18 protein-coding genes are annotated in these 22,389 nt (G+C 66.4%); 4 read left to right on the top strand and 14 right to left on the bottom strand.

Annotation, left to right across the window (positions count from 1 at the left end; translation table 11 throughout):
• Positions 1–25 precede the first annotated feature (25 nt).
• The 3 genes from VIM12_RS20815 to VIM12_RS20805 are packed head-to-tail and all read right to left on the bottom strand — an operon-like array spanning position 26 to position 2,522.
• Complete coding sequence (locus VIM12_RS20815) at positions 26–916, bottom strand: pirin family protein (RefSeq protein ID WP_331944360.1); 891 nt, start codon at positions 914–916, stop codon at positions 26–28.
• A gap of 39 nt (positions 917–955) precedes the next feature.
• Positions 956–1,867: a pirin family protein gene (locus tag VIM12_RS20810; protein WP_331944358.1), complete on the bottom strand. Its 912-nt coding sequence runs from the start codon at positions 1,865–1,867 to the stop codon at positions 956–958.
• Between the two features lie 34 nt (positions 1,868–1,901).
• Complete coding sequence (locus tag VIM12_RS20805) at positions 1,902–2,522, bottom strand: FMN-dependent NADH-azoreductase (RefSeq protein ID WP_331944356.1); 621 nt, start codon at positions 2,520–2,522, stop codon at positions 1,902–1,904.
• A 104-nt stretch (positions 2,523–2,626) separates the two neighbouring features.
• Between VIM12_RS20805 and VIM12_RS20800 the strand changes: the two genes are divergently transcribed.
• Positions 2,627–3,559, top strand: coding sequence for a LysR family transcriptional regulator (locus VIM12_RS20800; protein ID WP_331944354.1), 933 nt, complete (start codon positions 2,627–2,629; stop codon positions 3,557–3,559).
• On the opposite strand, the gene VIM12_RS20795 is transcribed toward VIM12_RS20800, so the two are convergent.
• Positions 3,538–3,924, bottom strand: a complete 387-nt coding sequence (locus VIM12_RS20795; protein ID WP_331944352.1) for a response regulator — start codon at positions 3,922–3,924, stop codon at positions 3,538–3,540. The two genes, VIM12_RS20800 and VIM12_RS20795, sit on opposite strands and share 22 nt — an antisense overlap.
• A 95-nt stretch (positions 3,925–4,019) precedes the next feature.
• Between VIM12_RS20795 and VIM12_RS20790 the strand changes: the two genes are divergently transcribed.
• Positions 4,020–5,156: an FAD-binding oxidoreductase gene (locus tag VIM12_RS20790; RefSeq protein ID WP_331944350.1), complete on the top strand. Its 1,137-nt coding sequence runs from the start codon at positions 4,020–4,022 to the stop codon at positions 5,154–5,156.
• A 33-nt stretch (positions 5,157–5,189) separates the two neighbouring features.
• On the opposite strand, the gene VIM12_RS20785 is transcribed toward VIM12_RS20790, so the two are convergent.
• The 3 genes from VIM12_RS20785 to VIM12_RS20775 all read right to left on the bottom strand — a co-directional run bounded on the left by VIM12_RS20785 (position 5,190) and on the right by VIM12_RS20775 (position 9,369).
• A complete protein-coding gene (locus tag VIM12_RS20785; RefSeq protein ID WP_331944348.1) occupies positions 5,190–6,872 on the bottom strand; it encodes a methyl-accepting chemotaxis protein in 1,683 nt (560 codons plus the stop codon).
• A gap of 218 nt (positions 6,873–7,090) precedes the next feature.
• Positions 7,091–8,293: a serine hydrolase domain-containing protein gene (locus VIM12_RS20780; RefSeq protein ID WP_331944346.1), complete on the bottom strand. Its 1,203-nt coding sequence runs from the start codon at positions 8,291–8,293 to the stop codon at positions 7,091–7,093.
• A 164-nt stretch (positions 8,294–8,457) separates the two neighbouring features.
• Positions 8,458–9,369: a serine hydrolase gene (locus tag VIM12_RS20775; RefSeq protein WP_331944344.1), complete on the bottom strand. Its 912-nt coding sequence runs from the start codon at positions 9,367–9,369 to the stop codon at positions 8,458–8,460.
• Between the two features lie 218 nt (positions 9,370–9,587).
• Here VIM12_RS20775 and VIM12_RS20770 point away from each other — a divergent pair, with 218 nt between their 5' ends.
• Complete coding sequence (locus VIM12_RS20770) at positions 9,588–10,532, top strand: 2-dehydropantoate 2-reductase (RefSeq protein ID WP_331944342.1); 945 nt, start codon at positions 9,588–9,590, stop codon at positions 10,530–10,532.
• Between the two features lie 45 nt (positions 10,533–10,577).
• Here VIM12_RS20770 and VIM12_RS20765 read toward each other — a convergent pair whose 3' ends face one another.
• The 7 genes from VIM12_RS20765 to VIM12_RS20735 all read right to left on the bottom strand — a co-directional run bounded on the left by VIM12_RS20765 (position 10,578) and on the right by VIM12_RS20735 (position 20,735).
• Positions 10,578–11,441 (bottom strand): 2OG-Fe(II) oxygenase, encoded by an 864-nt coding sequence (locus VIM12_RS20765; protein WP_331944340.1) that lies wholly within the window; start codon positions 11,439–11,441, stop codon positions 10,578–10,580.
• Positions 11,442–11,549: 108 nt separating this feature from the next.
• Positions 11,550–12,542, bottom strand: coding sequence for an ROK family protein (locus VIM12_RS20760; protein ID WP_331944338.1), 993 nt, complete (start codon positions 12,540–12,542; stop codon positions 11,550–11,552).
• 18 nt (positions 12,543–12,560) lie between these two features.
• Complete coding sequence (locus tag VIM12_RS20755) at positions 12,561–14,348, bottom strand: glycoside hydrolase family 15 protein (RefSeq protein WP_331944336.1); 1,788 nt, start codon at positions 14,346–14,348, stop codon at positions 12,561–12,563.
• Entirely contained in the window at positions 14,345–15,124 is a 780-nt protein-coding gene (gene otsB / locus VIM12_RS20750; protein ID WP_331944334.1) for a trehalose-phosphatase, read from the bottom strand. The genes VIM12_RS20755 and otsB overlap by 4 nt, the downstream gene beginning before the upstream one ends.
• Positions 15,125–15,134: 10 nt before the next feature.
• Positions 15,135–17,390: a trehalose-6-phosphate synthase gene (locus tag VIM12_RS20745; RefSeq protein ID WP_331944332.1), complete on the bottom strand. Its 2,256-nt coding sequence runs from the start codon at positions 17,388–17,390 to the stop codon at positions 15,135–15,137.
• A gap of 304 nt (positions 17,391–17,694) precedes the next feature.
• On the bottom strand, positions 17,695–17,919 hold the full coding sequence (locus tag VIM12_RS20740; RefSeq protein ID WP_331944330.1) for a hypothetical protein: 225 nt from the start codon (positions 17,917–17,919) through the stop codon (positions 17,695–17,697).
• A 143-nt stretch (positions 17,920–18,062) separates the two neighbouring features.
• A complete protein-coding gene (locus VIM12_RS20735; protein WP_331944328.1) occupies positions 18,063–20,735 on the bottom strand; it encodes a bifunctional diguanylate cyclase/phosphodiesterase in 2,673 nt (890 codons plus the stop codon).
• A gap of 281 nt (positions 20,736–21,016) precedes the next feature.
• Between VIM12_RS20735 and ppnN the strand changes: the two genes are divergently transcribed.
• Complete coding sequence (ppnN, locus tag VIM12_RS20730) at positions 21,017–22,387, top strand: nucleotide 5'-monophosphate nucleosidase PpnN (protein ID WP_331944326.1); 1,371 nt, start codon at positions 21,017–21,019, stop codon at positions 22,385–22,387.
• Positions 22,388–22,389: the final 2 nt, after the last annotated feature.

The raw sequence follows: 22,389 nt of genomic DNA, 5'->3' as shown, positions 1-22,389 counted from the left end.
ATCCTAAAAATGCCAGGGCGGAAGTTTAACTGAAAGACTCCGCCGGTTTCGGTTCGTCAGGCAAAGGAATCCAATCCGTCTCTTCCGGCACCTGGCCGAATTCCTGGGCGCGCCACCGTTCCTTCGCCTGCTGGATCTGTTCCCTGCTGCTGGCGACGAAATTCCACCAGATGAAGCGGTCGCCGTCGATCGGCTCGCCGCCGAGCAGCATCAGGCGCGATGCCGCGCGCGCCTCTATTGTAAGTTCTTGCCCAGCCGGAAGCACGGCCATGTGCCGTTCCGGCTGCGATTGGCCGGCCACGTCGACGGCGCCGTCGACCAGGTACACTGCGCGTTCGGGATACTCGGCAGGCAGGGACAGGCGCGCGCCGGCTTCCATTTCCACCGTCAGATAGAACATGCCGGAGAAAGTCGTGGTCGGCGCCGTCCGGCCGAAGGCGGAACCGGCGATCAGGCGCATCCGCACGCCGGGCAGCGCGATCTCCGGCAGCGTGGCGGCCGGATGGTGCTCGAAACTGGGGGCGACCTGTTCATGCTGTTTTGGCAAGGCGACCCATACCTGTATGCCATGCAGCATGGTCCCCGATTGCCGCAGCCGCTCAGGCGAGCGCTCGGAATGGGCAATGCCGGCGCCGGCCGTCATCCAGTTGACGTCGCCCGGATGGATCTCCAGCACGGTACCGAGCGAGTCCCGGTGCAGGATCGCGCCCTCGAACAGGTAGGTCACCGTCGCCAGGCCGATGTGCGGATGCGGGCGCACGTCGAGGCCCTGCCCCGGCGCGAAGCCGGCCGGCCCCATGTGGTCGAAGAAGATGAAGGGTCCGACCAGCTTGTGCGGATGGCTGGGTAGCAGGCGGCGAACGTTGAAGCCGCCGATATCCTTTTCGTGCGGCCGGATCAGGGCGAATGCGCTCATGGGCTGGTCCTCTGGAGGGGTGAACAGCCCATTATCCGCTCAAGCGCCGGATTGCGTGAATCTGCCCGCCTGGAAATCGGCGATGGCCTGCTCGATCTCTTCCACGGTGTTCATCACGAAGGGACCGTATTGCACCACCGGCTCGCCGAGGGGCCTCGCCGCCAGCAGCAGGAATCGCGCACCCTGCGCGCCGGCGACCACCTCCACCTGCCCGCCGGGCGACAGCACGCCGGCGGCGCGTTCCTTCAGCGGCCTGCCGTCGGCGCCGATCGCCAGGCTGCCTTCGTACGCATAGATGAAGGCGTTGTGGCCGGGGTCGACCGGCTGGCGGTAGCGGGCGCCGGGCGGAAGCTGCACGTCGAGATACAGCGGTTCGGTCGTCAGGCCCTGTATCGGCCCGGGCACCTGCCGGCCATCCGCCTCTGCCGTGCCGGCAATCACCTTGACTGTTCCGCCGCCGGCCAAAGCGGCAACGGGGATGTCCGACGGCGGGATGTCGCGGTAACCCGCCGGCTTCATCTTTTCCCTGGCGGGCAGGTTGATCCAGAGCTGGAAGCCCCGCATCCGACCGTCGGCCTGCTGCGGCATCTCCGAATGCACGATTCCCCGACCGGCGGTCATCCATTGCACGCTGCCGCTGGTCAGTTCGCCAACGTTGCCCAGGTGATCCTGGTGCTGCATGTGGCCGTCGAGCATGTAGGTTACGGTCTCGAATCCCCGGTGCGGATGCGCCGGAAAACCGGCCAGGTAGTCGCCCGGGTTGTCCGAGAAGAATTCGTCGAGCATCAGGAAGGGATCGAGGCGCGTGCCCTGCCCCTGTCCCAGCGTACGGCGCAGCTTGACGCCGGCGCCGTCGGATGTGGCGAGGCCCTGGATCACGCGCTGCAGGGTGCGCGTGGCAGTCTTGCTGACGTTGCTGACACTGGCAGCGCCGCGGGCGGTGGTGGTCATGGCAATCTCCGGCAAATGAAACAGTGTAAGGGGGTCAGGCGGCGGCGCGCAGGGGCTCGGCCAGCAGGCGCACTTCCTCCCGCGCGCGGGCGATGCTGGCCTGCTGGCTTTCCTCGCCGAGCGCCAGCCCTTCCGCATAGACGAACTCGACGTCGCTGATGCCGATGAACGCCAGGATGGTACGCAGCCAGCCGGTCGAGGTGTCCGCCGCGGTGCCCGCGTACTTGCCGCCACGCGCCGCGAATACGTACGCCTTTTTCCCGTTGAGCAGGCCGAGCGGGCCGTTTTCCGTATAGCGGAACGTTACGCCGGCGCGCGTCACATGATCGAAATACGCCTTCAGCACCGACGGTACGTCGAAATTGTAGAGCGGCACGGCCAGGACGATCACGTCGGCATCGCGCAACTCCGCGATCAGGGCATCGGAGAAGTCGACGACCGCCTGCTGTTCCCCGGTGCGCTCTCCCGGCTTGCTCAGGAATGCGGCGAAACGCTGCCCGTCAAGGTGCGGTATCGGGTCGGCCGCGAGATCGCGCACCAGCACCCGGCCCTCCGGGTGGGCATCCTGCCATGCGGCTGCAAACTGGTTGGCCAGGCGCGTGGACTGGCCGTTCTCGCCAAACAGGCTGGAATTGAGTTGAAGAAGTGTCGTCATTGCTGTTCTCCCGAAATGGTGTAGTTGGTGTGTCCATTAAACTATCCATTCAAAAGATAAAAAAGTAGAATGATTAGCGCTTACCTATCTACTCATTCGATGTTATGGAAAACCAGTACATCACCCTGGAACAATGGCGAACGCTGGTCGCCGTGGTCGACAGCGGCGGCTATGCCCAGGCCGCGGACATCCTGCACAAGAGCCAGTCGTCGGTGACGTACGCGGTGCAGAAGATCGAGGCCCTGCTCGGCGTGAAGGCATTCGAGATCCAGGGACGCCGTGCCATGCTGACCCCGACCGGCCAATTCCTGTACCGGCGGGCGCGCACCCTGCTCGAGGAGTCGAATGCGCTCGAACGCGCGGCGCGGCGCCTCTCGGCAGGATGGGAAGCCGAGATACGGATCGCCGCCGAGATCATCTTTCCGTCGTGGCTGATGCTGCAATGCCTGCAGCAGTTCGGCGAGGAGAGCCCACACACCCGGATCGAACTGATCGAGTCGGTCCTCGGGGGCACCGCCGAGGCGCTGCTGGAGGGACGCGTGGACCTGGCGATCGCCAATAGCGTACCGCCCGGCTTTCTCGGGGCGCCGTTGATGCGGGTGCGCTTCATCCCCGTGGCCAGCCCCCGCCACCCGCTGCACCAGCTCGGCCGCGAACTGACGGCGGAGGACCTGCAGAAGCATCGGCATCTCGTGGTACGCGAGTCCGGCGTGCGGCGCGATGCCAAGGTGATCATCGATGCGGCGCAGCGCTGGACCGTCAGCCAGAGCGCTACATCGATCGAGGCCGCAAAACTGGGGTACGGCTTTGCCTGGTTTCCCGAGGAGAAGATTCGCGACGAGCTGCGTGCGGGAAGCCTGAAGCCGCTGCCGGTGCGTGACGGCGGCGAACGTTTCACCGAGCTCTACATGATCGTCGCCGATCCCGACAGCGCCGGCCCGGGCACGCGGCGCCTGGCAGAGATCATCCGTGATGCGATCCCGGGCGCCTGCCAGAAAGTGGCCCAGGAAGCGTTTCAGCCGCCGCCCGGCGCCTGATCGCCGTTGCACCGCGCAGCCACTTCCGCCAGCAGTGTCCGGAAGTCGACCGGCTTCTCCAGGTAGCCGTCGCACCCGGCTGCGAGGATGCGTTCGCGGTCGCCCTTCATCGCCATCGCGGTCACCGCGACCACCGGTATCGCGGCCGTGGCCGGATCGGTCTTGATGGCGCGGGTGGCGGCCATGCCGTCCATGTCGGGCAGATGCATGTCCATCAGGATCAGGTCCGGGCGCATGCGTGCAGCAAGCGCGATGGCGTCGCCCGCAGTCGCCGCCTGCAGCGTTGTATGCCCGGCGCTGGCGAGGATCAGCACCATCAGCTTCATGCTCGCAGGCGTGTCTTCGACCACCAGTATGCTTGCCATGCGTCTGCCTTGCTGCACCGCGGTTAGCGCCGGCAGGAAAGCGGTCGACGGCGCATAATCCGCTTGTCATCCGCATCCCGACGAACGAGTCCGTCATGAACGACCAGCATGCAGATTACCTGATTATCGGCGCAGGCATTGCCGGCGCATCCATCGCGTGGTGGCTGGCGCCGCATGCGCGCGTCATCCTGCTGGAACGCGAAAGCCAGCCCGGCTATCACAGCACCGGACGGTCCGCCGCGCTCTATTTCGAAAGCTACGGCCCGCCCCAGGTACGCGCGCTCACCTGCGCCAGCCGCGACTTCCTTGAACATCCGCCGGCCGGTTTCGGCGACCATCCGATCCTCACGCCGCGCGGCGCCCTGATGGTCGGGGCGCAGGGGCAGCAGGCGCTGCTCGACGCGCACGAGGCGATCGTACGCTCGGTCTCGCAGGACGCCCGGCGGCTCGACGCGGCGGCCGCCTGCGCAATGGTGCCGGTGCTGCGCCGGGAACGCGTCAGCGGTGCGGTGTACGAGCCGGATGCCATGGACATCGATGTGCACGCCCTGCACCAGGGCTTCCTGCGCGGGACGCGTGCGGCGGGCGGCATGGTGGTTTGCGATGCCCCGGTGCAGGCGATGGAACACGACGGCGGGCGGTGGCGGGTGCAGACGGGCGCGGGTGAATTCCGCGCGCCGGTGGTGGTCAATGCGGCCGGCGCCTGGTGCGACGCGATTGCGGCGCTGGCCGGGGTTCCGCCGATCGGCCTGGTGCCGATGCGGCGCTCGGCATTCACCTTCGAGCCGCCGCCCGGCATGCGCACCGCGGACTGGCCGATGTTCATCGGCGTCGACGAAACCTGGTACGTCAAACCGGATGCCGGCCTGCTGCTCGGTTCACCGGCGAACGTCGATCCGGTCGAACCGCATGACGTGCAAGCGGAAGAACTCGATGTGGCGCTGGCCATCGACCGTATCCAGGACATGACCACCCTCGCGATCCGCAGGCCGAAGCACGTATGGGCCGGCTTGCGCTCCTTCGTCCCGGACGGCAGCTTCGTCGGCGGCTTCGACCCCGTCCGGCCGGGCTTTTTCTGGGCAGCGGCGCAGGGCGGCTACGGCATCCAGTCCTGCGCGGCGGCGGGCGAACTGTATGCCGCGCTGCTGCGCGACGTCCCCGCGCCGTCGCGCCTGGCTGACTTTGGCGTACGCCCGGAAGTGCTGGCGCCGGCCCGGCTCAGGGCCGGCTGACCGCGAAGGCGGCGCCTGTCGGCCAGCGCAAGGTCACTGCCCGCCGACCAGCCGCTTCGCCTGCTTCCGCGGCAGGACCGGCCGCGCCGCAGAAGCAGGCCGCGTTTCGCCGGCAAGCGCGGCGGGAGCGACGAAGGCGGGTTCACGCGCCGATGCACGCGGCGCGGGCGAACCGCTCAGGTCGAATGCGGCGACGGTCTGGCCAAGTGCGGCGGCACGGCCCTGCATGGCAGCAGCCGCGGCGGCGGCCTGCTCCACAAGCGCCGCGTTGTGCTGGGTCATTTCATCCATGGTCGCCACTGCGCGGTTCACTTCCTCCAGGCCCACGCTCTGCTCCTGGCTGGCCTCGGTGATCTCGTTCATGATGTCGGCCACATGCTTCACGGCGGCGACGATCTCCTGCATCTGGCGGCCGGCATCGTCGACCAGCGCGTTGCCGCTCTCGACTTTCTTCACCGAGTCGCCGATCAGGTCCTTGATCTCCTTTGCGGCCTGCGCCGAGCGCTGCGCGAGCGTGCGCACCTCGGCCGCGACCACCGCAAAGCCCCGACCCTGCTCGCCCGCGCGCGCGGCCTCGACGGCGGCGTTGAGCGCCAGGATGTTGGTCTGGAACGCGATGCCGTCGATCACGCCGATGATGTCGACGATCTTGCGCGAGCTGTCCTTGATCGAACTCATCGTGTCGACCACGCGGCTCACCACCTCGCCGCCCTTGACCGCGGATTCCGAGGCCGACTGCACCAGGCGGTTGGCCTGTTGCGCGTTCTCGGCGTTGTTGCGTACGGTGGAAGTCAGTTCCTCCATCGAGGAGGCGGTCTCCTGCAGGGCGCTGGCCTGGGCCTCGGTACGGCGCGACAGGTCGGCATTGCCCGCTGAGATTTCATCGGAGGCGGTGCCGATTTCATCCGTACCGTTGCGGACATCGCTGACGATGCGCGACAGGCTGTCGTCCATTTCCTTCAGCGCCAGCAGCAGTTCGCTGGTCTCGTCCTTGCCCGCGACATCGATGCGGGTGCCGAGCTTGCCGGCGGCGACGCGCTTGGCGACGCCGACCGCGTCCTGCAGCGGCCCGATGATGCTGCGTGTCGTCACCAGCGAAAGCACGCCGCCCGTGACGAGCGTGAGCAGGCCCATCAGGATGAGCAGGTAGGTCATGCGGGCGCCGGCGGCCTCGGATGCCGCCAGCAGTTCGTCGACCGACTTCTGCTGGATCCCCACCAGGCGGTCGATCTCGGCGATGGCCTGCTGGTTGAGCGGATCGATGGCGGAGGAGATCAGCTTGCCGGCCGACTCGTTCGCATATTCCTTGACCTTCTGGATCGCCTCCTGGAACGGGGCATCGGTCTTCTTGTAGAGGTCGGCGATCTTGTCGACCATCGCCTTCTCCTCGCCGCTGAGGCCGAGCGCGACGAGCTTGTCCGCCGCTTCCTGGAAACGCTTGCGCTGTGCCTGCGCCTTGGCTTCCTCGCGCTGCATGTCGGGCGTGCTGTACTGCAGCCCGACGTTGCGCATCGCGATGCCGCCTTCGAGCAGGGCGCCGCGCATCGCATTGGCCTGTACGGCCTTGGCATTCGCCCGTTCCAGCCCGGCGTTTTGCGCCTGCCTGGTGCGGGCGCTGATCAGGATGTCGGCCACCAGCACGCCGATCACCAGCAACAGGATGACACCGAAGCCGAGTCCGAGCCTGGTGCCGATCTTCACCGTACGCAAATTCAATCTTGTCTCCTCAACCACGTGAGGCGGTGAAAACCGTGCCGCCGGAGTGTGCTCCGGTCGTCGGTATCGCGTCCTTGCCGCGGCTCTCACCGCCGGGTGCGCCCAAGGCGCCGGCTCCCAGCCCGTGCAGTGTAGCGGAGGCCGCCGGAACTTGCCACAAGACAATGCGCACCCTTCCCTTTGTGTCCGGTGCAGACGCCTTGTCCCTGGCAGCACCGTCAGTCGAGGGCGGCGTACACCAGGTTGCGGAACAGCTGCCGGTAGTGCGTGCGCTGTTCCGGCGCCTGCATCATCAGGATGGCGACCAGCTGTTCCTGCGGATCGACCCAGAAATAGGTGCCGGCTAGTCCGCTCCAGGTGAAGTCGCCGGCCGAGCCGGGGATCGGCGCATCGCCCTCGCCGTTGCGGACGGCAAAGCCGAGGCCGAAGCCGTAGCCGGGTCCGGGCAGGAAGTTCTGTCCGCTGCGCGCGCCCGGCAGGCTGCCGAGATGATCGGCCGTCATCAGCTGGAGGGTCTTGCGGCCGATCAGGCGCGCCCCGTCGAGGGTGCCTCCGTTCGCCAGCATCGCGGCAAAGCGCAGGTAATCGTCGATGGTGGACATCATGCCGCCACCGCCGCCGAGGAATGCCGGACGCCGGCGCGGCTGGTTGAGGCGGACCGCGGCGCCGGTCACCGGGTCGGTTGCGAACGGCTCCGCAATCCGGTGCTGCTGCTCGGGCTCCACCCAGAAGCCGCTGTCGCGCATGCCGAGCGGGGCCAGTATCTTCTGGCGCAGGCACTCGTCGAGCGACTGCCCGCTGATGCGCTCGACCAGCACGCCGAGCACGTCGGTGGCATGGCTGTACTCCCAAACCGTGCCCGGCTGGTACATCAGCGGCAGCTGCCCCAGCGTGCGGATGAATTCATCGCTGCTGGCACGCGGCGTTCCCAGCCCGGCCTGCCGGTACTCCGCCTTGACCAGGGAGTCGCCGAAGATGCCGTAGGTGAACCCGGCGGTATGCCGCAGCAGGTCCTGTACGGTGATCGGCGCACGGGCCGGTTCCAGCGCGAGCACCGGCCTGCCTTCGGCGCCCGGCCGCTCGACCCCGACCCGCAGTCCGGCCAGTTCGGGCAGATACTGCTCCACCGGGTCGGTCAGCAGCAGCCTGCCCTGCTCCACCAGCATCATTGCGGCAACCGAGACGATCGGCTTTGTCATCGAGTAGATGCGGAAGATGGTCTCGGGCGTCATCCGGACGCCACTGTCCGGATCCTGCATCCCGAGTGCCTCGCGATAGACCACCTCGCCGCGATGCGCGACGAGCATGACGACACCCGGTATGCGGCCGGTGTCGATGTCGGTGCGCATGCGGCGCGTCATCGCGTCCAGTCGCTCAGGGATGAAGCGGCGGGCGGCGTATCCGGGAAGTGGCTTGCTCATGCTGTCTCCAAGTTTGTTGTCAGGCGCTGGAAGGGTAGCCGAAAAACCAAAGGCCCGTTTCAGGGCCAGGAATGCCGATCGGCGGGATCGGCCCGACCCGCTCCTGTACGCCAAAAAAAATGGACCGCGTTGCGGTCCATTTTTTTGCCGGCGTCATGCCATTGCTACATCATCTTGCGCTTGGCTGTCGCCTTGACGCGTACCTTGGCGCGGGCGGTCGGCCGCTGGCCCACCTTCACCACGCGTGCCTCGCTGCGCGACACCTTCCGCTGCGCCTCGGCGAACAGCGTCTCGCCATTCAGGAAGCGCTGCACATTCTCGGCATCGGCGATGCGGGAAGCGCTTTCGCGCGCATTGAGCAGCACCATGATCACCTTCTTGCCGGCGGCCTGGAAGCGCATCACGAGGCAGCGCCCTGCCTCGCGGGTGAAGCCGGTCTTCGACAGCATGATGTCCCAGCCGTCGCGGCCCACCAGACGGTTGGTGTTCCGGTACTGGACCAGCCGGCCGTTCATGTCGACCAGGTCGCCGGTCTCGGTGGTGATCTGGCTGATTTCCGGATAGGCGGACGCCGCTGCCGTCATCTTGACCAGGTCCGCCGCGGTCGAGCGGTTGTGCGGCGACAGGCCGGTCGGCTCCTGGATGGAAGTGTCGTGCATCTGGAGCGCCAACAGCTTTTCCCGCACCGCGCGGCCGAAGCCCGCATGTCCGCCGGGGAAAGTGCGCGCCAGCGCGTGGGCCGCGCGGTTGTCCGAGGACATCAGGGCCAGTTCCAGCAATGCCCGGCGCGTCAGCACGACGCCGACCGGCACGCGCGACGAGCTGAACTTCAGCGTGTCGACGTCGCTTTCGTCGATCGCGATTTCCTCATTCATGTCGAGGCGCGCGTCGAGCACGACCATCGCGGTCATCAGCTTGGTGAGCGAGGCGATCGGCACGATTTCATGCGCATTTTTTTCGAGCAGTACCTTGCCCGAATCCTCTTCCAGCACGAGTGCGTGCTGGGAGCTGAACGGGAGGGCAAAGGCGGACGCTGCCGTGCTCAGCAGCAGCGCCATCAGGGTTTTCTTGAGCATGGATAATTGAAACAAAATGTTGACCTGCGACACCAATCATAACGCGTTAATTAGGAGCAACATAGTGACTATCTGCAAGCATCGCGAATATTTTTGTTGATGTTGCGAAGGCGCCTTGCATGGATTTCAAGGGCGCTCCGGCAGCGATCGGCGGGTGCCGCTACAATCGCCTGGCGGCCGGCACGCAGGCGGCACAAGAAAACAGGAGACAGGAAGCAGTGAACGCAACCAGCAAGGACAGGATTCTCATCATCGGGGCCGGCGCGATCGGCAGTTTCTACGGGGCTGCCCTGCAGGCGGGCGGCGCGGAAGTCAGCGCGGTCTGCCGCTCCGACTACGATGCGGTGCGGCGCGACGGCGTCATCGTGGAGAGCGAACGGCTCGGCGAGCGCCACTTCCTGCCGGCGCAGACACTACGGGCGCCCGGCGACTACCAGGGCGGCCCGCCCGACTACCTGGTGCTCAGCGTCAAGGTGATCGAGGGCGTGGACCGTGCCGCGCTGATCCGCGACGCGGTCGGCCCGCAAACGGCGATCGTCCTGATCGAGAACGGCGTCGAGATCGAAGAGGAAATCGCGCAAGCCTTTCCCGACAACGAACTTATCAGCGCGCTCGCCTTCGTCCAGGTCAGTCGCGTAGCGCCGGGCCGGGTGCGCCATTTCGCCTTCGGCGAACTCATGTTCGGCAACTACCCGTCCGGCCTCAGCGAGCGCAGCCGGCGGTTTGCGGCGCTGCTGGAAGCTGGCGGCATCAAGGCGAGGACCAGCGACGCGGTGGTGACCGCGCGCTGGCAGAAATGCGTGTGGAACGCGGCGTTCAACCCGATCTCGGTGCTTGGCGGCGTGCTCGACACCGGCCACATCCTCGGCGCGGAGGGCGGAACCGGCTTCGTGCGCAAGGTGATGGAGGAGATTTGCGCGATCGCGGCGGCGGCCGGGCATCCGCAGCAACAGGGCCTGATAGACCAGTACCTGGAGAATACCGCGAAGGCGCCGCCATACAAGACCAGCATGGCCCTCGACTTCGAGCACGGCAGGCCGATGGAGACCGAGGTCATCCTCGGCAACGCGGTGCGCGCCGGCCGCCGCGAGGGCGTTCACGCACCGTCGCTGGAGACGATGTACGCGCTGATGAAGATGGTCGAGCGCAAGACCGGTCACTAGGCCCGGCCGGCGACCGCCCCGCAGGGTGCCGCCAGGCGGTGCGGGTCAGACGTAGGCCCGCTGCCGCATCCACTTGGTGGCGACCACCTTCACGCCCTTCTCGACCGGCTCGCCGGCATGCAGCGACATCTGGTCGGGCTCGCCGTATTCATCGGTGTTGTTGAAAAAGACAGCGCCGCCCTTCTTGGGCTGCACCTGCAACCCGGCCTTGGGAAACGAGGTGCCGCCGCCCTGCTCCACATCGCTCAGGTACATGACGATCGTGCCGACGCGCTGCCCGCCGCGTTCGAGGTGCTTGCGCGGGCCAGGCGTCGACGGGTCGAACCAGTCGAAGTGCGGCCGGTATTCATTGCCTTTTTCATAGCGCAGCACCTGCAGTCCCTCGCCGCGTTCGGCCGGCCATCCGGTCAGGGCCTCGAGCCGGGCTTCGATGCGGGCGACGAGCGCCGACTCGGCTCGCTGCAGCATGGCGCCGCGGCTGGTGCGATGGGCGTGCACCTGAGTCTTGCCGTCGCTGTCGGCGACGACCGGCGAGCGCTCCAGGCGGCCGGCGCTGTAGGCGATCAGTTCGTCGCATTCCTCGTCGCTCAGCAGGTTGGCGACGACCACCACGCGCGGACTGCGCAGCGACAGCACGATCTCGACGTCGCGATCCAGCGCACGCACGACATTGACGGACGTGTCGATGGTCGGCAGCGGCTGTGCCTGCCGCGCAGGCGCCGCGGCCTCGCGCGGAAACGAGGCGCGCCGGGCCTCCTCGATCGCAGTCCGTGCCAGCATTGCGTCGAAATGCCCGTCGCGCACCATCACCGCCGCCATGGTGTGCGGCTCGCAGCGGCGGGCAAGGTTTTCGTTGATCCAGTGCTGCCATTCCTGCGGCAGGCGGGACAGTGCGGGGGAATTCATCATCTGCGGGCGGCGTTGTCGTTTTGTCCAGGAAGAGGACCAGCATAACGGCGGCCCTCAATATTTCTGTGACGCAAGTCAAACCGAAAAGGTTCCGTCGCCGTGCGGCGATCAGTCCTGCAATGCACGCCAGGGCTTGTCCTTCCGCCAGCGCGCTACCCACGCGTCCGGCAGCACCAGCGTGAAGGCGCCGATATCCGCAACCAGCGAACCCAGTGCCGCCGGCACGATACGCACCCCGGCCGTCAGCGCCGGAAGATGGCTTTCCAGCTCCCGCATGACCAGCGGCTGCAGCCATTCGCCGTGGTGGTGCCAGACACTGCCGCCAATGACGAACAGCCGCAGGTCGAGCGCCGCGGCAAGGTTGTACAGGCCGCGGCCGAGCCAGTGGGCCGCGTACTCGCCGACCTCCCTGGCGAGCGGATCGCCCGCACGCGCCGCCTCGAAAAGGGCCTCGGAGGTCAGGCCGACGCGGTTGGCGAGGTTGCGGCCGGAGATCAGCCCCTCGAGGTCGCCGCGATTGCCGCAGCCGCAGACCGCGTCCTGGTCTTCGTTGAGCAGCATGTGGCCGGCGTGCCCGGCGTTGCCGTTCTTGCCACGCAGGATCCGGCCATCCACGCACAGGCCGAAGCCGACGCCTGTGCTCCAGGTGACATAGGCACAGTCCGGCTCGTCGATGGCGGCGCCGAAGGCGCGCTCCGCGGCGATTGCGGCAACGCAGTCGTTGTCGATCGTGACCCGTTCGTAGTGCTCGCGCAGCACCTGCTCGAGCGGAATCAGGGTCCAGTCGTTGGGCAGGTCCGGCGCATTGCGCCCGCCGCCGCAGATATTGGGCGCCGCCAGCGCAATGAGCCCTTCCTGCTTCACGAAGGGGCCGCAGGAGGCGACGCCCACCGCGCCTACCCGTGCCGGATCGATGCCCGCCTGGGCACAGGCTTCGGCGATCATTTCCACACCCTGCTCCGGCAGCACCCTGTCCCTGCCGGATTTCGGCGTCGGCCGGGTGACGCGCGCGAGCGGTCCCTCGGGACCGGCAACCGCCGCCGCCATCTTGGTGCCGCCAATATCGAGTGCCGCCAGGTAGTCGTATTCCATCTCGCCCATCGCCCCTCCGATTTTCCTTCAGTATGCCTTTTCCCACGGCGTGCTCAGCCGAGCGGCACACTGGATCAGCCCCACCATGCTGTAAGTCTGCGGAAAATTGCCCCACAGCTCGCCGCTGTCGATCGCCACGTCCTCCGCCAGCAGGCCGAGGTGGTTGCACTTGCCGAGCACGTTGGCGAACAGCGCGCGTGCCCTGTCCCGTTCTCCGATCTGCGCCAGCGCGAGTATCCACCAGAAGGTACAGACCAGGAAAGCCGATTCGGGCCGGCCGAAATCGTCTTCCTCGTCGTAGCGCAGCAGGAAGTCGCCGCGGCGCAGATGGCGCTCGATGGCGTGGACGGTCGCAACAAAGCGCGGATCGTCGGCCTCGAGGAAGCGGAATTCCGCCATCAGCAGCAGGCTCGCATCGAGCCGGTCGCCGTGGAAGGTGGACACGAAGCTCGACAGCTTCTCGTTCCATGCCGCCTTGCAGATCTCGGCATGCATGCGGGACGCATGGCCGTTCCAGCAAGCGGCGCGGTCGGCCAGGCCGAGATGCTCGGCGATGACGCCGAGGCGGTGGCAGGCCGCCCAGCACATCATGCTGGAATAGGTGTGGATGCGCTGCGAGCGGCGCAGCTCCCAGATGCCGGCGTCCGGCACGTTGTACAGCTCCACTGCCCGGTCGCCGAGCCGCTCCAGGTTGCGGAAGGTTTCGATCCCGGCCGGCCGCTCCAGGCGGGTGTCGAAGAATGCCTGGGTGCCGGCCAGCACCGCCGAGCCGAAGACGTCGTTCTGCACCTGGAAGTAAGCCTGGTTCCCGACCCTGACCGGGCCCATGCCGCGATAACCGTCGAGCGACGACGCCACGCTTTCCTCGAGCGTGGCCTGGCGGCGGATGCCGTACACCGGCTGCAGCGGCGCGGGCTGCGCGTCGGCGATCACATTGAGGATGTAGTCGAGGTACTTCTCCATGGTGCCGGTCGCGCCAAGCCGGTTGAGTGCGTTGACGACGAAGAAGGCGTCGCGCAGCCAGCAATAGCGATAGTCCCAGTTGCGGCCGCTGTGCGGCGCTTCGGGGATCGACGTCGTGACGGCTGCGGTGATCGCCCCGGTGTCGTCGAAGGCATTCAGTTTCAGCGTGATGGCCGCGCGGATCACCTCCTGCTGCCATTCGAACGGAATGTCGAGGTTGCGCGCCCAGCGATGCCAGTAATTCCTGGTCTTCTCGTAGAACGCCCGCCCGACCTCGTGCACCGCGCCGTTCACCGTCTCATCCGGGCCGAACAGCATGGTGATGCAGTCATGCAGGAAAAACGGCCGTTCTTCCGTCACGTCGGTCACCGAAACATCGGTCGTCAGCCGCATCGCCTGCGTCGCGCCGGTGTAGGAGACATGGTTGGCGCCGCACCGCATGTCCGACGGCGCGCTGCCATAGCCGACCGCAGGCCGGACCCGCAGTACGACGCGCGGCCTTCCCGACACCCGGCGCACGATACGCACCAGCATGGCCGGGGCGAACAGGCGGTCGTGCATGTAGAAGCGCGGCGCGAAATCGATGACTTCGATCGCATTGCCGGCGCCGTCGCTGAAACCGGTGACGAGGATCGCGGAATTTCGCTCGTAGCGCTGTTCCCGCGCGCTGCCGCCTTCGAGCCCGATGCCGATCTCGCCGAACCCGCCGTGCTGGCGGTCCGACTGCAGGAGCGAGCAGCAGATCGGGTCGTCGTCGAAATACGGGTAACACCACCAGACGATGCTGGCGGCCCGGTCGATCAGCGCGCTGGTGCGCGAGTTGCCGACCAGGCCGAGGTCGAGCGTGCTCATGCCGGGCCCCGCAGCCAGTTGCGTACGCCGGCCCGGCGCAGGCGCGCGACGATCTCGTCGAGCAGGCGCACGATGTCGCCGGGATCGGGGAGATACAGCTGTGCGCTGCTGGCCGCCGAATGCTCGATGCGGATCGACAGGATGGCGGGATGCCGCATCCTGAACACGTCTTCGTCGGTGACATCGTCCCCGACATAGATCGCATGCCGGGCGCCGCTGCATTCCATCAGCCGCACCAGTGCCGATCCCTTGTGGCAGCGATCCTCGGCGAGCAGGTTGTAGACGAATTTGCCGGCAACCACCCGGGGCTTCGGCGCCAGCGTCTCGAACAGTTCTTCCAGGCGCCGCGCCGCGAGCAAGGGATCGGCCGCCTCCCGGTAGTGCACCGACAGCGAGTAGCGCTTGTCCTCCAGCAGCAGGCCGTCGTCGATCTGCGGCAGGCTGGAGCGCAGGCGGTCGAGCCAGGCCCGGCAGGCGTCGGCGTGGGCGGCGGTGAGCTGCTCCCAGCCGGGGACACCCTCCAGCCCGTGGTTGCCGACCAGGAAGGCAGGCGCGAAGCCGAGCCTTGGCCGGATGTCGTCGATGCCGCGGCCGGTGATGATGGCGAGCGGCGCGCATTCGGCGAGCTGCAGCAGGCGATCCCGTATGCCGTCCGGCAGGTGGGCGTCGTCGGGCACCGGCACCAGCGGCGCCAGCGTGCCGTCGAAATCGAACGCGCACAGCAGGCGTTCGCCCGTCACGTCCTGCAGGCGCTGCAGGCCTGCCTCGGAAAACATCGGCACCATGCTACACCACCCGCCGTAGCGACTTGCGGCTGTGCGACCGTATCTTCGCCACTATCCGTTCACGCTGGCGCAGGCGAGCCGCGTCGAGGAGCATGCGGCCCGCCCACCGGTAGATGTTGAAGTCCTTGACCAGGGAACGCATGCTGCGCATGCGCTCGCACTGCTCGACCTCCGGCATGGTGACCGCACGGTAGAGCGCCTCGGCGCTCTGCTCGATATGGTAGGGATTGACGACCAGCGCTTCATGCAGCTCGCGCGCGGCGCCGGTGAACTGGCTCAGCACCAGCACGCCGCGGTCGTCGTCGCGCGCCGCAATGAACTCCTTGGCGACCAGGTTCATCCCGTCGTGCAGACTGGTGACCAGGCAGACGTCGGCTGCCCGGTAATAGCGGTTCACCTGCTCGGCGTCATGGTGCTCCGCCTTCAGGATGATCGGCTGGTAATTGCCGCTGGAGAAGCGGGTGTTGATGCGCTGGACCAGCGCCCTCACCCGCGCCTCGAAATTCTGGTACTCGTCGAGCGAGGACCGGGTCGGGGCCGCGATCTGGATCATGGTGAACTTCCCTACCAGCGCGGGATGCATTTCCAGCAGGCGCTCGACCGCCTGGAAGCGCTCGAGGATGCCTTTCGTGTAGTCGAGGCGATCGACGCCGATCGCCAGCAGGTGGTTGTCGGGCAGGCCGTGCTCGCGCCGGATCGCGGAGCGGCACTCGGCAACGCTGGGGTCTTCCGGACGAGGATCGTGCCATGCGATCGAGATCGGATAGTGCTCGACCTGGGTGAGCTTGCCGCCGTAGGAAATGGTGGACGTCTCGTGCTCGATCCGGGTTTCGAGGTAGCGGTCGACCGTCTCCAGGAAGTTCTTGCAGTGGAACTGGGTATGGAAGCCGAGTATGGTGCTGCCGAGCAGGCCCTCCAGGATCTCCTCCCGCCAGGGGCAGATGCCGAAGGATTCGGGGTTGGGCCAGGGAATGTGCCAGAAGGTGATGATGGTGGCCTTGGGCAGCACGTCGCGCACCATCCGCGGCAACAGCGCGAAATGATAGTCCTGGACCAGCACCACCGGGTCGTCGGTGCGCGCCTCGCGGATCACCGCGTCGGCGAATCGCTGGTTCACCAGTTCGTAGTTCTCCCAGTCCGAGGAGCGGAACACCGGCCGCACGTGGGCGATATGGCACAAGGGCCACAGGCCCTCGTTGGCGAACCCGTAGTAGTAGCCGGCCTCCTCTTCCTTGGTCAGCCAGACCCGGCGCAGGGTATAGGCGGGGCTGCCCGGCGGCACAGGCACCCGGTCACTGGCATCCACGGTTTCGCGGTCGGCCGATCCGCTCCCATGCGCGATCCAGGTACCGGAGCATGCCCGCATCACCGGCTCCACCGCGGTCACGAGGCCGCTGGCCGGCCGCTGCACCTCGATTCCCCGGGGCGTGCGGGCGTGGGCATAGGGCTCACGGTTCGATACCACCAGCACCTCGTCGCCGGCCAGTTCCTCGTGCAGCAGGGCCCGCAGCTTTTCCGGCGTCCAGATGTGGGTCGTGTCGTCGCGGGTACGGCGCTCCATGTTGAGGTCGTGCAGCAGGGCCCGCAGGTCGCCTTCCAGCGGCCGCACCTCCGGCGGCGTCCACTGCGGCTGCTCCTGCCGCGGGTTCATCTCGCCCCGGAGGATGCCCTTGACCGAACTGATCCAGTTGCGCCAGCTCAGGTGCGCGACCAGCACCGTGATCAGCGAGATCACCACCGCCATCAGCGCAAACAGCATGATCACGTACTTGCGGGTGTCCTCGCTGCGGCGTTCGATGAAGCTCATGTCATGCACCAGCACCAGCTTGCCGAGATACTGGCCGTCGCGCTCGACGGTATTGCTGCTGACATGGACCGGCCCCTTGGGCAGGCGCACCATGGACTGCGGGGCATCGTTCTTCTGGTCGGGCATGCAGGCCAGCGAAGCGGGATAGGACTCGGTCTTGTAGACCAGCTTGCCGGCCGGGTCGCAGAAGGCCAGCGCATACAGGCGCTCGTCGCGCAGCGCGCGGTCGAACAGCAGCGTAATCCGGCGCTCGGCATTCTGCGTCACGTATTCCGACACCGGTTCCTGCAAGGCATTGGCGAGCGACTGGGAGCGGGCGTCAAGGTCGCGGACGAACCAGCGCAAGGTGAGGTTGTCGACCAGCGGCACCACCGCGTAGGCAAACAGGCCGAGCACCAGCGCCAGCGGCAGGACAAAACGCAGTGACAGGCGGATCAATCTGGATGGCATAACCCCTTTCCTCCGGTGCGCCAGCCTGGCGGCGCAACTGGCCGGCGCGGCCTGGCCGGACGGTTAGATTTGCATTGGGCATTGTTGACCGGAGCGCGGGCTGCGGGCCCGGCGATGGAGAGTGACAGGTCCGACACGAGACCGAATCCGATTGTGTACATCCTGTACGCCGCGGGTGGGACGCGAGACGCGGGTCGGGAAAAACGGCGCTGCGCGCTCCGGTCCTTTTGCTAAAAGATCAAATCTTGCCGGGTAAGTTCCTGCGCTTGCGCCAGCGCAATTCCGTCGGCCGCAAGCGCGGGGCCTACAGGCCGTATCGTTCCTGCAGCAGGCGCTGCACCAGCATCCTGGTCCGCGCCTGCTTGTCCTGGCCTTCCGGATGGTCGAACACGATCGTGTGGCGCGAGCTGCCGATGGACCGGCCTTCCGCACCGACGACCGAGATCACGGCCATCAGCCGGCCCGGCTCCAGTTCCTCCAGCCGCGCCTCCGCCTGCCAGGTCCCGACACGATACGTGAGCGTCTGCATCTGATGTTCTCCCCTTGCTCTGCCATGGTCCGGCGTGAACGCATCGCATGCGTTGCGGTGCCGTGGAAGACCATTGCACCGCAAATCGGAGAGGCGTCCCCTGACTGCGCGCAAGAAAAAGCCTGCCGCGAGGCGCGCGGCGTTCAGCGCCTGACATTTCGCGCCCGATTCTCCGCCACCAGGCCGGAAAGCGCGCCGATGGCCAGCGGCCTGCTGAACAGGAAACCCTGCATCTGGTCACAACCGTTCGCGCGCAGGAAGGCCAGCTGGACCTCGCTGGAAACGCCCTCGGCAATGACCTGCATGCCGAGGCTGTGCCCAAGGGAGATGACGGCGCGCGCGATGATGGCGTCGTTGGGATCGGCACCGATGTCGCGCACGAAGGACTGGTCTATCTTCAGATGATCGACCGGGAAGCGCTGCAGGTAGCTGAGGCTGGAGTAGCCGGTGCCGAAATCGTCGATCGCCAGGTGGACGCCGATATCCTTCAGCTCATGCAGCACGCGCGCCGCTTCCTCCGGATTCTGCATGACCAGGCTTTCCGTCAGCTCCAGCTCAAGGCATTCCGGCGCCAGCCCGCTGCCATGCAGCGCTGCGCGCACCTGCGCAACGATGCCGCCATCGTTGAACTGGCGGGCCGAGATGTTGACCGCGACGCGAATCGGCGGCATGCCGGTCGCCTGCAGCGCCATGATGTCGCGGCAAGCCTGGTTCAGCGCCCAGTCGCCGATGCTGCCGATCATCCCGGTCTCCTCCGCCACCGGGATGAACGTCGACGGACCGACGACCTTGCCGTCCGGCCGGTGCCATCGCAGCAGCGCTTCGGCGCCGACGACGGCGCCGGTCATCAGGTCGACCTTCGGCTGGTACTGCAGGCTGAATTCGTTGCGGTCGATCGCCTGGCGCAAGCGGGACTCGAGCGACAGCCGCTGGCTCATCCGCTCGTTCATCGCCGGCGTATAGAACTGGAAGTTGTTGCGGCCGCTTTCCTTGGCGCGGTACATCGCGGCATCGGCATTGCGCAACAGGGTGTCGGCATCATGCCCGTCGCGGGGAAAGAAGCTGATCCCGATGCTGCAACTGATGAAGAATTCGTGTCCGCTGACGCTGAAGGGCTTGCCGATAATGGAAAGTATGCGTTCCATGAGCTGCGTGATCCCGGCGTCGTCGTGCTGGCCGAGCAGCACGAAGGCAAACTCGTCGCCGCCATACCGGGCGACCGTGTCCTGCTCGCGAATGCAGCCGGCAAGGCGGGAAGCGACCTGCTTCAGCAGCTCGTCGCCCACGTTATGGCCGAGGCTGTCATTGATGAACTTGAAGTTGTCGAGATCGATGAACCCGACCGCCACCAGTTCACGGTGACGCGCCGCGGTGGCAAGCGCCTGCTTGATCCGGTCCTTGAGCACGCTCCTGTTCGCCAGGGCCGTCAGCGGATCGAAGTTGGCCTGCCGCTCCAGCTGCTCCTCGTAGCGCTTGAGACTGGTGATGTCGTTGAGCACCCCGACAAAATGACTCACTTCGCCTGTATGCGTCCGCACCGGCGCAATATGGACGTCGTTCCAGAACAGCTGGCCGTCCCGCCGGTAGTTGCGCAGCAGTGCCCCGCCTTCCTCCCGCCGCTGGATTGCGGTGCGGAGTACGTCCACGCCCGGCTGCTGCCGGTCGTCGTCCTGCAGGAACCGGCAGTTCCTCCCAATCGCCTCCTCGGCGCGGTAGCCGGTGATGCGCTCGAACGCCGGATTGACGTGCTCGATGTTGCCATCGAGGTCAGTGATGATGATCGCGTTGGTGCTTGCCTGAATTGCCCTGTCGCGCAGCCGCAGGGTCTCCTCGGCCTTGCGCCGGCGGGAGATGTCGATGCCCATGCCGGCAACGCAAGGAAGCCCGTCGATCTCGATCCGCAGGCCCGACAGGAAATACGGGATGGCGCGGCCATCGCGCGTGACGATCGATGCCTCGCTTTCGGCGCTGCCGGCTTCCAGCACCCGTGCCATCCGCTCCAGGATCAGTTGCCGGTCCGGCGGCGCAAAGAACTGCTCGGCATGCGCGTTGCGCAGATCGTCCGCGCTGCATCCCAGCACCTTTTCGAGGTTCCGGTTCCAGCGCAGGAAGCGGCGGTCGGCGCCAATGACATAGAAGATGCCGGGCAGGCTGTCGACGATGGCCTGCGCCGCCGCGGCTTCCCTCGCCCGTTCGTCGCACCGCATCTGCAGCGCGACGTTGGCGTCCTTCAGATCCAGCGTGCGCTCATGCACGATCTGTTCGAGCTGGCGATGGGAGGACAGCAGCAGTTTCTGGGCGCGGTCGCGCTCGACCAGCGTGCAGGCCTGCTCCCGCAGGCTCTTGCGCAATTCCAGTTCGGTCATCACCTGCCGCCCGAAGACCCGCAGCGCCTGTTGCTGCAACGGCGTCAGCGTCCGCGGGCGCACGTCCATCACGGCCAGTGAACCGACCGCATGGCCATCGGCAGTGAGCAAGGGCATGCCGGCGTAGAAGCGGATGCGGGGCGGGCCTTCGACCAGCGGGTTGCGTGCAAAACGGGTATCGGCCGCGGCGTCCGCAACCACGAACAGGTCAGGGCCGCCGATGGTGTGGTTGCAGAACGCAATCTCGCGCGGCGTCTCGATCACGTCGACCCCGACCTTCGACTTGAACCACTGGCGCCGCTCGTCGATCAGCGTGATGACCGCCATCGGGGCTTCGCAGATCGCTGCGGCGAGGGCGGTGATCGCGTCGAACTGCGGCTCCGGTCCGGTGTCCAGTACCTGGAACCGTCCAAGCGCTTCGAGCCGTAGGTCTTCGTCAGTTGCGGACATTGCTGGTCGCTCTCCAGTGCGGCGGCGCCGCCCGGCGCGGCCTGCGGTTCATTGTAGTCCCGGGCTGCCGCAAAATGCATATTGGATGTACGCCGGCCACGCTCATTCCTCCTCAAGCGACGGCATATGATCCATGTCATTCCGCCCTGGCCGGAAGAATGCTGCTTGATCCGTGTCTATCGGCAATCGGTCCCGCCTGTCCCGCCGGGCAAATATGCGTGTAAGCTAAGTGCCACAGGGATATCGTTTCCGCACCATCACCATTTCAAACAAGAGTCCGTATGGAACACCACGTAGTCGACACACAAATCTCTCCCGAAGGTCGCCTCGAAATCCTCTCCAAGGCCGAAGTCGCCAAGCTCCTCGACTCGAGCCAGGGCGGGCTGTACCAGGTATTCCGCAATTGCTCGCTGGCGGTGCTCAACAGCGGCAGCACGCTCGACGACGGCAAGGAACTGCTGGAGCGCTATGCCGCGTTCGACATCAGCATCCTCCAGCGCGAGCGCGGCATCAAGCTCGACATCAAGGGCGCGCCTGCCAGCGCCTTCGTCGACGGCAAGATGATCAAGGGCATCCACGAGCACCTGTTCGCGGTGCTGCGCGACATCATCTACGTCAACGACGAAATCCTCGGCAACCCGCGCTTCGATCTGGCGACGACAGAAGGCGTCACCGACTCGGTCTTCCATATCCTGCGCAACGCGGGCGTGCTGCGGCCGATGACCAACCCCAATCTGGTGGTGTGCTGGGGCGGCCACTCGATCTCCCGCGAGGAATACGACTACACGAAGAAGGTGGGTTACGAACTCGGCCTGCGGGCGCTGGACATCTGCACCGGCTGCGGCCCGGGTGCGATGAAGGGGCCGATGAAGGGCGCGACCATCGCTCATTCCAAGCAGCGCATCGCCAACGGCCGCTACCTCGGCATCACCGAGCCGGGCATCATCGCCGCCGAATCCCCGAACCCCATCGTCAACGACCTGGTCATCATGCCCGACATCGAGAAACGCCTCGAAGCGTTCGTCCGGGTCGGACATGGGATCGTGGTGTTTCCCGGCGGCGCCGGTACGGCCGAGGAAATCCTGTACCTGCTGGGCATCCTGCTGCACCCCGACAATGCCCACATCCCGTTCCCGCTGATCTTCACCGGCCCCGCCACCGCGGGCGAATATTTCGAGCGCATCGACCAGTTCATCGGCCGTACGCTGGGTCCGCAGGCACAGCAGCGCTACAAGATCATCGTCGACGACCCGGTCGCCGTGGCGCGGGAAATGCATGCCGGGATCAGGCAGGTGAGGGAATTCCGCAAGGAGCGCAGCGACGCCTACTACTTCAACTGGGGCCTGCGGATCGATCCGGAATTCCAGCGGCCTTTCCACCCCAGCCACGAGAACATGCGCAACCTTCACCTGCACAAGAATCTGGAAACGCACCTGCTGGCGGCAAACCTGCGACGCGCCTTTTCCGGCGTGGTCGCCGGCAACGTGAAGGACCAGGGGATACGCGCGATAGAGCAATACGGGCCGTTCGAGATCCACGGCGACACCAGCATCATGGAGCCGATGGACGCCCTGCTTGCGTCTTTCGTGGCGCAGCACCGGATGAAGCTGCCCGGCAAGCAGTACAACCCCTGCTACCGCGTCATCAGGTAGAC

Source organism: Noviherbaspirillum sp. (genome assembly GCF_036563305.1).
Classification (GTDB): domain Bacteria; phylum Pseudomonadota; class Gammaproteobacteria; order Burkholderiales; family Burkholderiaceae_D; genus Noviherbaspirillum.
This window is presented reverse-complemented; position numbering and strand designations above follow the sequence as displayed.